We start from the raw sequence: 15,663 nt of genomic DNA, 5'->3' as shown, positions 1-15,663 counted from the left end.
TCATGCAAATCCAAGCACCTGATATTGGCGTAGATAAAGCACTGGTTGCAGAAATCTTAGTCAAAGTAGGCGACCATGTTGCAGTTGACGATAGTCTTCTGGTTCTAGAATCAGATAAGGCAACGGTAGAGGTACCAAGTACTGCGGCAGGTATCGTGAAAAGTATTCTGGTTCAACAGGGCGATGAAGTCACTGAAGGTGTCGCACTCATTGAATTAGAGTCTGAGTCTGCTGCTGAATCACCTGTGAACGAAGCACCGAAAGCCGAAGCAAAACCTGTGGCAGCTGAAACAAAAGCGCAACCAGTTGCTGCTCCAGCAGCGACTTCAAGCCAGATTGTGGATGTAAAAGTTCCAGATATTGGTGTAGAAAAAGCGTTGGTTGCAGAAGTGTTGGTCAAAGTGGGTGATCAGATTGAACCTGAACAAAGTATTGTTGTGGTTGAATCTGACAAGGCAACTGTAGAAGTACCAAGCTCGGTTGCAGGTGTGGTTGAAGCCATTCAAATCAAAGAAGGCGATAGCATTAAGGAAGGCGTGGTCTTGATTCAGGTCAAGACTGCGAGTTCGGCTGCTGCACCAGAACCACAAGCAGCACCCGCTCAAACAGAAGCGCCAGTAGTAACAACAGAAGCACCAACTGCAACGAATACCTCAACAGGTAATGTTGAAATTGAAGTGCCTGATCTAGGTGTAGAAAAAGCACTTGTTTCAGAAATTCTGGTCAATGTGGGTGATCGCGTCGAAGCGCAACAAAGCTTATGCGTGGTTGAGTCGGACAAGGCATCGGTTGAAGTGCCAAGCTCGGTAGCGGGGATTGTGAAAGCGATTCATGTTTCTGCCAATCAAGAAGTGCGTCAAGGCGTGGCTTTGGCAACGATTGAAGTGAGTGGTCAGGCTGCTGCTCCAGCATCTGCACCAAAAACTCAAGCTCCTTCTGCACCAGTAACAACGACAGCGCAAGCAAAACCAACGGCAACTGTGACAGCGGCACCAACTGAACCTGCACAAGCTGAGAAGTTGACTAAACAGCAAGAAGCAGACAATGCCAAAGTCTACGCGGGTCCAGCCGTGCGTAAACTGGCACGTGAGTTAGGTGTGGTTCTTGGACAGGTCAAAGCATCAGGTGAGCACGGTCGTGTGATGAAGGACGATGTCTTTGCCTATGTGAAAACACGTCTGACCGCACCACAACCCGCCGCTGCCCCACAAGCTGCAGCAGTGGCTTCAGGCTTACCAAAGTTGCCAGACTTTAATGCATTTGGTGGCGGTGAAGTGAAAGCGATGACGCGTTTACAGCAAGTGTCTGTACCGCAATTGTCATTGAATAATTTCATTCCACAAGTGACACAGTTTGACTTGGCGGATATTACCGAGCTTGAAGGGTGGCGCGGTGAACTGAAAGATGGCTTTAAAAAGCAAGGTTTGAGCTTAACTATTTTGGCCTTTATTGCCAAAGCGGTTGCACATTTGTTAAAAGAAGAGCCGTACTTTGCTGGGCATTTGGCTGATGATCAGAAGTCAGTGTTGTTGCGTAACGAAATTCATATGGGTATTGCAGTTGCGACTCCAGATGGCTTAACAGTGCCTGTATTGCGTAATCCGGATCAAAAATCAATTAAGCAGATTGCAGCAGAATTGGCTGAACTCAGCCAAAAAGCCCGTGATCGTAAATTGTCACCGAAAGATCTACAAGGTGCCAACTTTACCATTACCAGCTTAGGCAGTATTGGTGGAACAGCATTCACACCATTGGTGAACTGGCCGCAAGTTGCGATTTTAGGTATCTCACCTGCCACGATGCAACCTGTGTGGAATGGTAAAGACTTTGATCCGCGCTTAATGTTGCCGTTGTCATTGTCTTATGACCATCGTGTGATTAATGGCGCCGATGCAGCGCGTTTTACCAATAAGCTGACTAAATTGTTAAAAGATATTCGTAGTTTATTGCTCTAATTATTTTTGAACTTGGAAAACCTCGCAGAAGCGGGGTTTTCTGTTTTTAGGCTGAACAAAAAATGAATAGATGTATGTTATGTTGAGCTGAGAATAAAATTTCATTGCCAGAGGGAGCAGGGATGTTGGTGATTTATCGGGTGATGCTGCCTTTATTGCTGGTTGTTTTTGTGGCGATGGGCTTGTGGGTCAGCGTTCTACATTTTCCATGGGATTGGGTGATGTATGTGGTCATGGGACTTGAAGTCCTGCTTGCGACTGTTGTGATGGCGATGGAATATCAAGCACAAGATGTAGGCGGAGCCAGCGGTTGGGGCAGTTTCGGATTTCTTGGTTTAAGTGCCTATTTGGCCTTTTTGCTTGGTTTTTTACGGGTGTTGATCTGGAGTTACCAAAAATTTTGGGTATAAGCATTCAAAAGCATTTTATTGTTTGATAGAATAGATTCACTTCATTGGGGAGTAGCCGCTCTTTACGCAAAGTAAAGAGGTGATGATCAACATAATTGTTCAACTGAACATGGTCATCATAGCAAAGAACCAAGAACAGCTTCTCAGCTGTGCTTTTGTTGGCAAGACCTTTGATTTACCACTCTGCATCAATCTATTTGATTTTGGCTAGCAGGAGGGGTAGGTCATCGGTATATTTTGCTAGCCAGAGCATTCAACTATGTATGAATTTCTCATCTCCACTTCCATTGTTGCCCTCGCTGAGATGGGCGATAAAACGCAACTACTCGCTCTCTTGCTTGCAGCACGTTTCCGTAAACCAATTCCGATTCTAATTGCCATCCTACTGGCCACCACGATCAACCATGGTATTTCTGCTGTCTTGGGACAATGGATTACCACTGTACTCAGTCCTGAAATTCTATTATGGATTTTGGCGCTTGGATTTATTGGTATGGCAATCTGGATGTTGATTCCAGATGAATTGGGGGATGAAACTGAAAACATCAATAAATGGCAGAAGTTTGGGGTATTTGGTGCAACCTTCATCCTGTTTTTCTTGGCTGAAATTGGTGATAAAACCCAGATTGCGACAGTCGCTTTAGCAGCACGTTTCGACAGTGTGTTTTGGGTGATGTTGGGCACTACGTTCGGTATGATGCTTGCCAATGCGCCTGCCGTATTTATTGGTGATAAATTAGCTGATAAATTGCCGATTTCATTGATTCATAAAATTGGGGCTGCAATTTTCTTGATCGTTGGTGTTTCAGCTTTGGTACAACACTATTTCCTTTAATCGGATTGAATCTCAAATCCATCAAAACCCATCTAGAAGAGATGGGTTTTTTCTTATAAATTTAGGATAAAAGTCAAATATCTGATTGAAACATGAACTAAATCCCATTATTTTATTATGGAATTAAAAATATTTCATATTTAAAGAATTTTTTTGGGGTAGTTATGAGTTTTGAGCGGACAACATCGCAAATATTATTTGATAATGGCACACATAAATGCATTAGTTTTACCAGTTTAGTCAAGGGGGAAGGCATTCAGGCCAATCAATTTTTAATTATTGATCATGAGCGTGCCGCGGTTTTGGATCCGGGTGGTGATCTCACTTATGTTCCTTTAACTATGGAACTTAATCGCTATACCAAACTGAAAAATCTGGATTATGTTATGGCCTCGCATCAAGACCCTGACATTATTACCTCGATGCCGCGTTGGTTAGTCTATACCGATGCCAAAGTGGTGGCCTCTAAGCTGTGGGCACGTTTTTTACCGCATCTTAACTCTGCTTTTATGAGTGAGCGTATGAAGGGGAATTGGGAAGAGCGCTTGATCGAACTGTCAGATACGGGACAAATTATTTCTTTAGGTGAGTCTACGATTGTTGCAGTGCCTGCACATTTCCTGCATTCCGTTGGTAATTTCCAGTTTTATGATCCAACAGCAAAAATCTTATTTTCAGGGGATATGGGGGCTTCGATCGTTGATGATGCAAGCCTACCGATTACAGATTTTGAAGCCCATATTAAAAAGATGAAAGGCTTTCATCAACGTTATATGTGTTCCAATAAGGTGATTCGTTTATGGGTCAATATGGTTCGCCAAATGGATATCGACATGATTGTGCCGCAACATGGAACCGCTTTTGTTGGTAAAGAGATGATTAATCAATTTCTAGACTGGATCGAAACGCTGGAATGTGGCGTAGATTTGATGAATGAATATGTTTTTAGTTTACCGACTGAAATGAGTTAACTCATGGTAAGTGAAATGTAACGTTTTATGCGTGGTAGGGCAGCGACGTCGCTGTTCTATCGGTTGACTTGATATTTTTGTTTTTATGTTATTGAAATTTATATTAATAATTAATTTTTGCTTGAATTGAATTTTTAGGATTTAGAGCTAAAAGTTATTGTCTCGAAAATCACTAATAGGATCAATTAAAATTATTTTCATCATAGAAAATGAAAATCACATCGAAATTTGTTTATAATAGCTCACGGAAATTACCAGTGAGATTGTTATGCTGACCATCGTTCAAGAAGCGCTAACCTTCGATGATGTCTTATTACTTCCTGCCTACTCAACTGTTCTCCCAAAAGATGTCTCCTTAAAGACACGTTTAACTCGCGGAATTCAACTTAATATCCCTCTCGTTTCTGCTGCAATGGATACGGTGACTGAGTCACGTATGGCAATTGCAATGGCGCAAAATGGTGGTATTGGTATTTTGCACAAAAACATGGATATCGCAGCGCAAGCCGCTGAAGTTCGCCGTGTGAAAAAATTTGAAGCTGGTATGGTGAAAGATCCAATCACTGTTGGCCCTGAAACGACAGTGCGTGAGCTGATTGCGATTACCCAAGCGAATAATATTAGTGGTGTGCCTGTTGTAAAAGATGGCAAAGTGGTGGGGATTGTCACAGGTCGTGATACACGCTTTGAAACCAATCTTGAGCAGCCTGTAAGCAACATCATGACAGGTCAGGACCGCCTCGTGACTGTTCGTGAAGGCGAGTCGAAAGAAAATATCCAAGCATTATTGCAAAAACACCGTATTGAAAAAGTATTGGTCGTTGGTGAAAACCATGAGCTTAAAGGCTTAATTACCGTAACTGACTTCCGTAAAGCTGAAAGTTATCCAAACAGCTGTAAAGATGATTTGGGTCGTTTACGTGTGGGTGCTGCGGTGGGTACAGGTGCAGAAACACCAAGTCGTGTAGAAGCCTTGGTCGATGCAGGTGTAGATGCGATTGTGGTGGATACTGCCCATGGTCACTCAGCTGGTGTAATTGAACGTGTTCGTTGGGTAAAAGCCAACTACCCACAAGTTCAAGTCATTGGCGGTAACATTGCAACTGGTGATGCAGCATTGGCATTGCTTGATGCAGGTGCAGATGCGGTGAAAGTCGGTATCGGGCCTGGTTCAATTTGTACGACACGTATTGTGGCTGGTATTGGTATGCCACAGATTTCTGCAATTGATAGTGTTGCAAATGCACTGAAAGATCAAATTCCTTTAATTGCAGATGGTGGTATTCGTTTCTCTGGCGATATGGCGAAAGCAATTGGCGCAGGTGCGAGCACGATTATGGTTGGTTCACTCCTCGCTGGAACAGAAGAAGCACCAGGTGAAGTTGAATTCTTCCAAGGCCGTTACTACAAAGCATACCGCGGTATGGGTTCATTGGGTGCAATGGCAGGCGTATCTGGTTCTGCTGACCGTTACTTCCAAGACGCTAAAGCGGGTGCGGAAAAGTTGGTACCAGAAGGTATTGAAGGTCGAGTGCCGTACAAAGGCCCAATGGGTAACATCGTACACCAAATGATGGGTGGTTTACGTTCATCAATGGGTTATACGGGTTCATCTGTCATTGAAGATCTTCGTCAAAATGCAAAATTTGTGAAAATTACTTCAGCAGGCATGTCAGAATCACATGTTCATGACGTGACAATTACCAAGGAAGCGCCAAACTATCGAGTTGGTTGATTTTTGGTAATTTTGTTGACAGAAAAACCGTCAGTCCACTGACGGTTTTTTCGTTTTGGTGTAAAGTGAATCAGATGAAGAAAGATATGGTTCCACACCATATAAAAGATAAGAAAGTGAGTAAAAGATGAGCTATTTTGGTACTGATGGAATTCGCGGCAAATTTGGGCAAATGCCAATTACCCCAGAGTTCGCATTAAAACTTGGCTTTGCTGCAGGGAAAGTATTAAAAAGAAATAGTCCTAAAAATAAACCGATTGTGGTGTTGGGGAAAGACACGCGTTTATCGGGTTATATTTTAGAAGCGGCTTTACAGGCAGGTCTGAATGCAGCGGGTGTTTATGTACATTTATTGGGCCCGCTCCCAACACCTGCCATTGCACATTTAACTCGCGCATTACACGCACATGCTGGGATCGTGATTTCAGCATCACATAACCCGTATTTTGATAACGGTATTAAATTCTTCTCAAGTGCAGGTAAGAAATTACCTGATACTTTGCAAGATGAAATCAATCAGGAACTCGAAAAAGATTTAGTGATTGAAGACACTGCAAATTTGGGTAAAAGTGTTCGTGTTAAAGATGCCAATGGTCGTTATATCGAATTCTGTAAATCGACTTTCCCGTACAATTTTGACTTACGTAATTTAAAAATCGTAGTGGACTGTGCCAATGGTGCGGCCTATAGCGTAGGCCCATCGGTATTCCGTGAGCTCGGTGCTAAAGTCATTCCTTTATTTAATGAACCTGATGGTTTAAACATTAATGAAAATTGCGGTTCGACTCATCCAGAACAACTACAAAAAGCAGTGTTGGAACATCAAGCCGATGTCGGTATTGCTTTCGATGGCGATGCTGATCGTGTGGTCATGGTGGATAAAAATGGTCAATTGATTGATGGTGACCATATTCTCTATATTCTTGCAACACAGGCGAAGAATAAGCCAGCGGGTGTTGTAGGTACCGTGATGAGTAATATGGCACTCGAGTTGGCCCTAGAACAAGCTAAGGTTGGCTTTGTTCGTGCTAAAGTTGGTGATCGCTATGTATTACAAGCCCTAGAAGAAAATAATTGGGTCACAGGCGGTGAACCTTCAGGTCATATTCTCACTTTAGATAAGAGCACGACGGGTGATGCGATCATTGCAGCGTTACAAGTGCTCACTGTGATGGTGGAACAAGGCAAAGCACTGCATGAGTTGGTTGAAGGCTTTGTGTTATTCCCGCAAGTACTGGTCAATGTTCGTCTACAACACATGATTGATCCATATTCAATTCCAGCCTTGGTTGCAGAATTTGAAAAAGCGGAACAGCAATTGAAAGGTCGTGGTCGTTTGTTGATTCGTAAGTCAGGTACCGAGCCTGTGATTCGTGTCATGGTGGAAGGTGATCAGCAACAAGAAGTTGAGGCGTTGGCGAATCATTTAGCAGATGCAGTACGCGCTCAAGCCCAAGCTGCTTAAGGGGGAGCCATCATGAGTGATGTCATTAAAGACCTGAGTGAGTTGCGTTTGAGCTATGAGCAAGGTGAATTACATGAATCCCAGATCAGCGTACAGCCGCATTTACAGTTTCTGAATTGGTTTAATCATGCATTAGCTGCCAATTTACATGAACCCTATGCGATGTCATTAGCGACAGCAAATGCTCAGGGTCGACCGCATGTGCGTACAGTTTTGTTACGTGGTGCGACAGAAGCAGGTTATGATTTTTATACCAATTATGACAGCCAAAAGGGTGTAGACTTAACTGACAATCCGTATGCTGAGCTGCTGTTTTACTGGCCAAGTTTAGAGCGTCAGATCCGTATTGGTGGCAAGGTCATCAAGATTTCTGAACAAGAATCGACGGATTACTACCATAAACGTCCACGTGACAGTCAGATTGCTGCGCATATCAGTACCCCACAAAGTGGGGTGATTGAAAGTCGTGAGTTATTACAACAACGCTTTCAAGCGCTGCAAAGTCAAGTTCAAGATGAACTGGATAAGCCTGAGTTTTGGGGCGGTTATCGCTTAGAAGCTGATTATTATGAGTTTTGGCAAGGGCGACCAAATCGCTTACATGATCGTTTAAGTTATGAAAAACAAAATGGTCTTTGGACTATCCAACGTTTGATGCCATAAATGACCCAGATTCAAATTCAAAAAAGACCACTGCTGACACGCCCTGAACAGTTTCAGGGCGTGCCTGCTTTTATTGCCGAAATTTTAGCAAGACGTGGTGTACAGTCTGAGCAAGAGCTGGAACTCAAACTCAAGCATTTGCTTTCCCCTGAGCTTAAAGGCTTAGCAGAGGCAGTTGCGTTGATCGATCAAGCTATTGATCAGCAAAAACAGATCGTGATTGTAGGGGACTATGATGCCGATGGTGCGACCAGTACCGCTTTAATGGTTCTTGTCTTGCAAGATATGGGTGCTAGGGTTGAGTATCTGGTGCCTGATCGTTTTAAGTATGGTTATGGGCTCACGCCCGCCATTGCTGAATTGGCCAAGCAAAGCTATCAGCCAGATCTTTTGATTACCGTGGATAATGGTATATCCAGCCATGCAGGTGTAGATACGGCCCAAGCGTTAGGGATGCAGGTGATCATTACTGATCACCACTTAACCACCAAGCCAACACCGAGTGCTGAGGCAGTGGTTAATCCGAACCAACTCGGTTGTGGGTTTTCAAGTAAGGCTTTGGCTGGGGTAGGTGTGGCTTTTTATGTGCTGGCTCGACTGGCAAGTTTACGAACTCAGCAAGCTAAAAGCAGCAGTAAAGTGACCCAGTATCTCGACTTGGTCGCATTAGGGACTTATGCCGATGTCGCCAGTTTGGATTATAACAATCGTATTTTGATTGATGCCGGATTAAAGCGGATTCAGCAATATCAATGTCGTGCAGGTATTTTAGCCTTACTGGATATTGCAGGACGTGACGCAGCCAGTTTACGTGCACAAGATTTAGGCTTTGTGGTGGGCCCGCGAATCAATGCAGCAGGTCGAATGGAAAGCATGCGGATCGGAATTGAGTGTTTACTTGCGGCTGATATGGCAACCGCTTATCCGATTGCACAACAGTTGAATCAGCTCAATATCGAGCGCCGCCAAGTTGAAACTGAAATGAAGCAGCAAGCGCTAAGTGCTTTGCAACATATTCAGTTGGAAACAGAGCATTTACCTGCAGCATTGGTGATGTTTGATCAACAATGGCACCAAGGTGTCATCGGAATCGTGGCTGGACGTTTAAAGGAGCAATTTCATCGTCCAAGTTTAGTGTTTGCGCCTGATGAAGATGGGATCCATATTAAAGGTTCAGCACGGTCGATTGATGGGATTCATATTCGCGATACCATTGAGCAAGTTGCAGAACAATATCCACATTTGGTCAGTCATTTTGGCGGGCATGCTGCAGCCGCGGGTTTAACCCTGAAGAAAGAAAATTTTGATGCATTCAAAACGGCTTTCACCCAAGCGATTGCCGAAATGGATGATGAATTATTCACGGCGACCTTATGGACGGATGGTGAGCTGGGCGATTCAGATTTACATTTAGGGACTTTGGATTGGATTGAACAACTTGGGCCCTGGGGGCAGAAGTTTCCACTGCCTCAATTTGAGGGGCGATTCAAAGTGATCGATTATCGTTGGCTCAAAGAGCAACATTTAAAACTCAAATTGGCAGTCGGGTCTCATTCCATAGATGCAATTGCATTTCATGCGATGGACCGTTTTGAATTTAATCCCATGCTGGGCTATGTGGATTTAGTCTATACCTTGGAGCGGAATGTCTTTAATGGTAATACCCGTTTACAATTGCAAATCGCTTATTTAAAACAATAAAAAATCCGCTCTGATGAGCGGATTTTTTAACCGTTACACGCTATTGATTAGAAGCGGACAGTACCGTTGAGACCATAAGAATCAACACCATCTGTTGTGGTATAACCGACGCCTAAAGCAAATTGTGGCGTAAAGAATTTTTGCGCGTGAATATTGAAAACACTGTCTGAATCATCAGCGGTAGAATCTGCAAATGAGATGCCGACACTGAGGGTTGGATCAAGATAAAGATCAGCGCCTAGGCGATAGGTCGTTTCATCTCCAATATAACTCAGTGCTTCAAAATTGGTATAGTAACCGCCAATCTGTGAAACATATTTTGCACGTAAAGAAACGGCGGTATCGTCATTCTCGCCAGACACAATTGCAGCGTTTGAAAGCGTATTGGTAAAGCCGTATTGAGCAACCTGAACTGGATTTAGGCTATCAGATAAATCTGCAACACCCATTGCAAGGAGTAATCCATTGATGGGTAAGAAACCTGCTTCAAGACTATAGCCATCGCCATTTTCGGAATGAGAGCCTAAACCATTAATTGTTGCTTTGACATTGGTGCGATGTAAGGCACCAGAAAGATAAAATTGTGAGTTAGGGACGTAGAACTCACCTTGAAGGCCGATAATATTGAATTGTAAGTCACCGAAATCTTCGTCATCTTTCAGTTTGCTATAGGCATAGCCGCCACCGATATTCGATGCTTTATCTAAGAAAGCAGCTTCTGCTAAAGGTGCATTACGGGTTTGCACAGGGTTAAAATAATATTTCCCGCTGATGACTGCGCTGTTGCCTTTCCCATCATCCATGTTGATATGTTCATATGCACCGTTGGCTTCGGTTTGATAAGCATGGGCATTGATGGCAAAGCAAGCACTTATCAGTGTTGCAAGAAGACTTAGTTTTTTCATTCGAATTTCCCCCGATTAAAAATCATACATATTTTGTTACACGGAGTAGTGTATTCAAAAATAGCTAAGCGTCAATTCTTAAATACAGGATTAAGCTGGGAAAAAATCAAAATGGGGAGGATTGAAAATGATAAGAAAACGGGGTTGGCAATAAAAAACGCCCTGAATGATTCAGGGCGTTTCCGATATTACAAATTGCTATTCAAGTCTTAGAAGCGGTATGCACCACGAAGACCGAATGAAGTGTAGTCATTATCAATATATGATTTATCGTTACCGAAACCTACACGACCTTCCAAGCTCACTTGTTGATTGAAGAATTTCTTCGCAGAAATACCCCATTCATTTGAGTTAACGATTGTGTCGTCATACTTAAGTTTTTGATAATCCACACCAACGCTTAAAGTTTTGTCGATGAAGTAATCACCTTTTAACTTCACTTCTTTGTTGTCACCAAAAGCAGTATATGCTTCTAAATTTACGTCATTTTGACCCATTTTAGTTACATACTTGGCACGAAGTGTTGGACTAGTTTCACGGTCGCCATCTTTCACATCAACCGTTTTTGCACCCGCAGCAACCAATAAACCTGGTGCTGGTAAGTAACCAACTTCTGCTGAATAATGGTTGATTTTTAATTTGTCTTCGTCAGTTGCATATTTAGAATTCGGTTTGATTTCTTCACGGCCAATATTACCGCTTAAATAGAAATCGCTGTTTGGAACAAAGTATTCAATACCTGCGCCATATTGATTGTTTTTGAATGCATCATCTTTTTCATGAGCGTATTGTGCTTTTACATTGCTCGCACGGTCAAGGAACGCTGCTTCTGCAAGAGGTGCATTACGTGTTTGTACTGGGTTAAAGTAATATTTGCCGTCTACGCTGAAACGATCATTGTCACCAAAACGATCTTGGTCTTTATAGGTATAAGAACCACCTACCTCAGCTTGATAAGCATGAGCAGTGCCTGTTACTGCGATGGCAGATAAAAGTGCTGATGCAATTGCTAATTTTTTCATGGTTGTTTCCTCATTAAGATTTAAACCAAGTGTTAAACACTGATACATGTTTTGTTACAACTTGAGTCTAGAGTAATTTTCAATATCGTCAATCTTGATAAGGTAATCGAACAGTACGAATGTAATTGACTTGTAATTTTGACATTTTATCTAATTGATATTAATCAATAAAAAATCAATGTTTTGATTTATTAAAACTTAGGAGAGATTGTGTGTTTTAGTGTAATTGGTCTAATTTTTATACAAAAACTAGGGTCGGAGAAATCTAACTAAACATTTCAGGCATAAAATTAAGTAATTTAAAAAATCCATTTTAATAAATAAATGTATTCAAAATGACATGGCTGTGTCGACTAAAACAGTTATGTTAAAATAGCGGATTAAGTGAAAAAATAGTGTGAGAAAAGACGCGTGGAAATTAATCCGTATTTAATTCAATTGAAAGACTTATCTGATCGTAGCCAAACACTACGGGGGTATCTTTGACTACGATCTAAAAGCTGAGCGTTTAGAAGAAGTTTTAAGAGAATTAGAAGACCCTGCGATTTGGAATGATCAAAGCCGTGCTCAGGCCATCGCAAAAGAAAAGGGCAGTTTAGAAAACACATTAGGTGTATTTGATCGTCTTGCTGAACAGTTAGATGATGCCAAAGCGATGCTAGACCTTGCGGTTGAAGCGGATGATGAAAGTTTATTGTTGGATGTTCAAGCAGAATTAGACAGTGCTGAACAGGCCTTAGGTAATCTTGAATTCCGTCGTATGTTCAGTAATCCAATGGATCCAAATCCATGCTTCCTTGAAATCCAATCTGGTTCAGGTGGGACAGAAGCACAGGATTGGGCGTCAATGTTATTACGTATGTATCTACGCTGGATCGAACGTCATGGCTTTAAAGCTGAATTGATGGAAGTGTCAGATGGTGATGTCGCTGGGATTAAATCAGCAACCATTCGTGTAGATGGTGAATTTGCCTATGGTTGGTTACGTACTGAAAGTGGCGTACATCGTTTAGTCCGTAAGTCACCATTTGATAGTAACAACAACCGCCATACTTCATTCTCAGCCGTGTTTATCTCGCCTGAGATTGATGACAATATCGAAATTGATATCAATCCATCCGATGTCCGTACCGATACTTACCGTGCTTCGGGTGCGGGTGGTCAGCACATTAACAAAACCGATTCTGCGGTTCGTTTAACGCATGCACCGACAGGCATTGTAGTGGCTTGTCAGAACCAACGTTCACAACATGCCAACCGTGACCATGCGTGGAAGCAATTACGTGCCAAACTCTATGAACTCGAGATGAGCAAACGTAATGAAGCTGCTCAAGCCTTAGAAGACTCAAAGTCAGATATCGGTTGGGGAAGTCAAATTCGTTCCTATGTCCTAGATGACTCACGCATTAAAGACTTGCGTACAGGTGTGGAAAATTCCAATACCAAAGCAGTGTTAGATGGTGACTTGGATAAGTTCATCGAAGCAAGTTTGAAGCAAGGTTTATAAGTTTTAATCCAATTAAAACGGCAATCTCGTTCAGCATCGGCTGGTTAATCGAAAAAATATGATATTAATATCGAAAAAAATAGATATTAATATTTGAAAAGTTCGATATACTGGTTTCAGGTGCTGAACAAAGCGTTGCCGCTTGAGAAACGTGGTGTGTCTATGGATATTGATGTTATAAGCAAAGCCTTAGCCAATCCATTACGTCGACAGATTTTGCAATGGCTAAAAGAGCCTGAGCAATTTCTACCCGTTGAGCAATGTGGTGGTAGTTTTGAACGGGGTGTATGTGCAGGGCACATCGAACGTTTAGGAAAAGTTGCACAATCGACCATGTCGAATCATTTGTCTGTATTGCAACAGGCAGGTTTGATTAAGGTTGAGAAATATGGACAGTGGTCTTATTTCACGCGCAATGAAGCTTTGATTCAGCAATATATCGAACATTTAAAACAAGCACTTTAAATCGAAGAAGTGTAAGTTGAGGCGATCATGGCTGAACTAAATTCTACTTTGCAAGTAGGTGATTTCACGATTAAAAACCGCTTGGTTTTAGCTCCTTTAACCAGAGCGCGTAGTGGTGCACAGCGTATTCCAAACGATTTGATGGTGGAATATTACCAACAACGTGCCAATGCTGGTCTTATTATTACCGAAGCAACGGTGATTAGCCCAAAAGCAGCGGGATATGCCAATACGCCAGGTTTGTGGTCACAAGAACAAGCACAGGCATGGCATAAAATTGTTGAAGCCGTGCACGCACAAGGTTCAAAAATTGTGGTTCAGCTGTGGCATGTCGGTCGTATTTCACATCCAGACTTATTGGATGGTGATACGCCTGTGGCACCCAGTGCGATTCAACCTGCGGGTGAAGTAAGCTTACTTCGTCCAAAGCGTCCTTTTGTGACACCACGTGCCTTATCGCATGAAGAAATTCAAGAAATCGTTGCGCAATATAGAAATGCAGCTGAACAGGCCAAAGCAGCTGGTTTTGATGGTGTGGAATTACACGCAGCCAATGGTTATCTGATTGATCAATTCCTGCAAAGCACAACCAATCAACGTGATGATGAATACGGCGGTTCAATTGAAAACCGTGCGCGTTTATTACTACAAGTTGTAGATACCTTCATCGAAGTATGGGGTGCTGGTCGAGTGGGTGTACATCTTGCGCCACGCGGTGATTCGCATGATATGGGCGATGAAAATCCATTAGCAACTTTTGGTTATGTGGTTGAGCAATTAGATCAACGCAAGATTGGTTTTATTTTCACGCGTGAATATGAAGCTGAGGATAGTGTGTTACCAAAATTACGCCCGAAATTTAAAGGCGTGTGGATTGCCAATGAAGGTTTAACCGCGGATTCTGCGAAACGTATTTTGGCGACAGGCCAAGCCGATGCAGTTTCATTCGGTAAACAATATATTGCGAATCCGGATTTATTTGAACGTTTACAACACGATTTGCCTTTAAATCCACTTCAGCCACAAACGCTATATGGTGATGGTGCAGAGGGTTATACTGATTATCCGGCCTTTGAACAGCTAGAAGCATAATTTGCTTTAAAACTTAAAAAAATGACTCATGTGATTTACCAAAATTGCATGAGTTTTTTATTTAACTCTCAAAATGATTGGCTAAATTATAAGGTAATAAATCAGAAGGAATATCTACACAATTGGTATCGTGAACCCATAGCCCTTTTTCTGTAATAAAATAAGTTTGATGATCAGCTACTTCGAAATTATAGACTTTTTGATGAAATGTTCCCGTTAAAACATGAATTTCTTGATGATTCACATTAAATGGACTAGATACATCGCATCCTAGAATTTTATATAAGCCTGTTTCATCGTATTCACATAAATCAAAGTATTCAACATCGTCAGCATCAAAACCTTTACGCTCAGCATCTAGAATATTACGAACATGATAACTACCAGCAACATTTAAAAGTGTAGTCCTACGTAAAGGACTCACCATAAGAATCAAAGCAAAAGTTTCTTCGTCATGTGTTCTGAGGGTTTGACCATTTTTTAATTTATCTAGACGAGTCCAACCGATGTCTTTGACCCAAAATAGGTGATTTGGTGTTGCAGCAATTCCGTTCAATTTACCTTTACGAGAGAGTCGTAGTAATTTGTCCTTATTGAGCTGTGCAAGATTTGTATTAGCCTTTATTTCAAAATACCATAAATCCCAAATTTCTTTATCTTCATAAGAAGCTGTGCTTATAACAGGTTTGTAGCAAAGCTCGCCCTCACCAGATTCTGGCTTGGACAGAACCATATCACCCACTTTAATGTCTTGTATCGGAACTAGACCTTGCTCTGTGATAATACGAGTTCCAGCTGGAAAACATCCTTTTTGTTTATTGACAGTATACATTTGCTTAACCCCCTTGTTCGTTTTTTTCTTTTCATGGTTGTGTCGTGATCTAATGAAATTTCAAATAGATTTTTCTTTTAGAGTGAAAACATATCAATTCTTTAA

The 15,663-nt window shown here is 42.0% G+C and carries 14 protein-coding genes and 1 riboswitch; of the genes, 11 read left to right on the top strand and 3 right to left on the bottom strand.

The genetic code is table 11. The features are described from left to right. Window positions 1-2: 2 nt before the first annotated feature. The 8 genes from MN869_RS13055 (at window position 3) to recJ (ending at window position 9,735) form a co-directional block, all read left to right on the top strand. Window positions 3-1,955 (top strand): 2-oxo acid dehydrogenase subunit E2, encoded by a 1,953-nt coding sequence (locus tag MN869_RS13055; RefSeq protein WP_243307989.1) that lies wholly within the window; start codon window positions 3-5, stop codon window positions 1,953-1,955. A 122-nt stretch (window positions 1,956-2,077) separates the two neighbouring features. Then, window positions 2,078-2,365, top strand: a complete 288-nt coding sequence (locus tag MN869_RS13050; protein ID WP_171550850.1) for a hypothetical protein — start codon at window positions 2,078-2,080, stop codon at window positions 2,363-2,365. 34 nt (window positions 2,366-2,399) lie between these two features. Further along, window positions 2,400-2,540: riboswitch (yybP-ykoY riboswitch) on the top strand. 84 nt (window positions 2,541-2,624) lie between these two features. After that, complete coding sequence (locus MN869_RS13045; protein WP_171550849.1) at window positions 2,625-3,200, top strand: TMEM165/GDT1 family protein; 576 nt, start codon at window positions 2,625-2,627, stop codon at window positions 3,198-3,200. Between the two features lie 164 nt (window positions 3,201-3,364). Continuing rightward, a complete protein-coding gene (locus MN869_RS13040) occupies window positions 3,365-4,171 on the top strand; it encodes an MBL fold metallo-hydrolase (protein ID WP_243307988.1) in 807 nt (268 codons plus the stop codon). A gap of 268 nt (window positions 4,172-4,439) precedes the next feature. Further along, window positions 4,440-5,906 carry an IMP dehydrogenase gene (gene guaB / locus MN869_RS13035; protein WP_004803627.1) on the top strand — a complete coding sequence of 489 codons (1,467 nt, stop codon included), beginning with the start codon at window positions 4,440-4,442 and terminating at the stop codon, window positions 5,904-5,906. A gap of 127 nt (window positions 5,907-6,033) precedes the next feature. Beyond that, a complete protein-coding gene (gene glmM, locus MN869_RS13030; protein WP_243307987.1) occupies window positions 6,034-7,371 on the top strand; it encodes a phosphoglucosamine mutase in 1,338 nt (445 codons plus the stop codon). A gap of 12 nt (window positions 7,372-7,383) precedes the next feature. Continuing rightward, window positions 7,384-8,034: a pyridoxamine 5'-phosphate oxidase gene (gene pdxH, locus MN869_RS13025; RefSeq protein WP_243307986.1), complete on the top strand. Its 651-nt coding sequence runs from the start codon at window positions 7,384-7,386 to the stop codon at window positions 8,032-8,034. Then, a complete protein-coding gene (gene recJ / locus MN869_RS13020; RefSeq protein WP_243307981.1) occupies window positions 8,035-9,735 on the top strand; it encodes a single-stranded-DNA-specific exonuclease RecJ in 1,701 nt (566 codons plus the stop codon). Window positions 9,736-9,782: 47 nt separating this feature from the next. Here recJ and MN869_RS13015 read toward each other — a convergent pair whose 3' ends face one another. Continuing rightward, window positions 9,783-10,640, bottom strand: coding sequence for a putative porin (locus tag MN869_RS13015; protein WP_243307979.1), 858 nt, complete (start codon window positions 10,638-10,640; stop codon window positions 9,783-9,785). Between the two features lie 209 nt (window positions 10,641-10,849). After that, the gene (locus MN869_RS13010; RefSeq protein WP_171550843.1) at window positions 10,850-11,662 is read right to left on the bottom strand and encodes a putative porin; all 813 of its coding nucleotides are present in this window, start codon (window positions 11,660-11,662) and stop codon (window positions 10,850-10,852) included. Between the two features lie 411 nt (window positions 11,663-12,073). Between MN869_RS13010 and prfB the strand changes: the two genes are divergently transcribed. The 3 genes from prfB to MN869_RS12995 all read left to right on the top strand — a co-directional run bounded on the left by prfB (window position 12,074) and on the right by MN869_RS12995 (window position 14,726). After that, a protein-coding gene (prfB, locus tag MN869_RS13005) for a peptide chain release factor 2 (RefSeq protein ID WP_096089470.1) occupies window positions 12,074-13,169 on the top strand; the annotation gives its coding sequence in 2 pieces (ribosomal slippage) (window positions 12,074-12,145 and window positions 12,147-13,169; 1,095 coding nt in all). Between the two features lie 162 nt (window positions 13,170-13,331). Continuing rightward, window positions 13,332-13,634 carry a helix-turn-helix transcriptional regulator gene (locus MN869_RS13000; protein WP_010590065.1) on the top strand — a complete coding sequence of 101 codons (303 nt, stop codon included), beginning with the start codon at window positions 13,332-13,334 and terminating at the stop codon, window positions 13,632-13,634. Window positions 13,635-13,661: 27 nt separating this feature from the next. Continuing rightward, window positions 13,662-14,726 (top strand): alkene reductase, encoded by a 1,065-nt coding sequence (locus MN869_RS12995; RefSeq protein WP_243307977.1) that lies wholly within the window; start codon window positions 13,662-13,664, stop codon window positions 14,724-14,726. A 61-nt stretch (window positions 14,727-14,787) separates the two neighbouring features. On the opposite strand, the gene MN869_RS12990 is transcribed toward MN869_RS12995, so the two are convergent. Continuing rightward, complete coding sequence (locus MN869_RS12990) at window positions 14,788-15,558, bottom strand: Hint domain-containing protein (protein ID WP_243307975.1); 771 nt, start codon at window positions 15,556-15,558, stop codon at window positions 14,788-14,790. Window positions 15,559-15,663 lie beyond the last annotated feature (105 nt).

The sequence above is a fragment of the Acinetobacter sp. NIPH1876 genome (assembly GCF_022808535.1).
In the GTDB taxonomy this organism is placed as follows: Bacteria; Pseudomonadota; Gammaproteobacteria; order Pseudomonadales; family Moraxellaceae; genus Acinetobacter; species Acinetobacter higginsii.
This window is presented reverse-complemented; position numbering and strand designations above follow the sequence as displayed.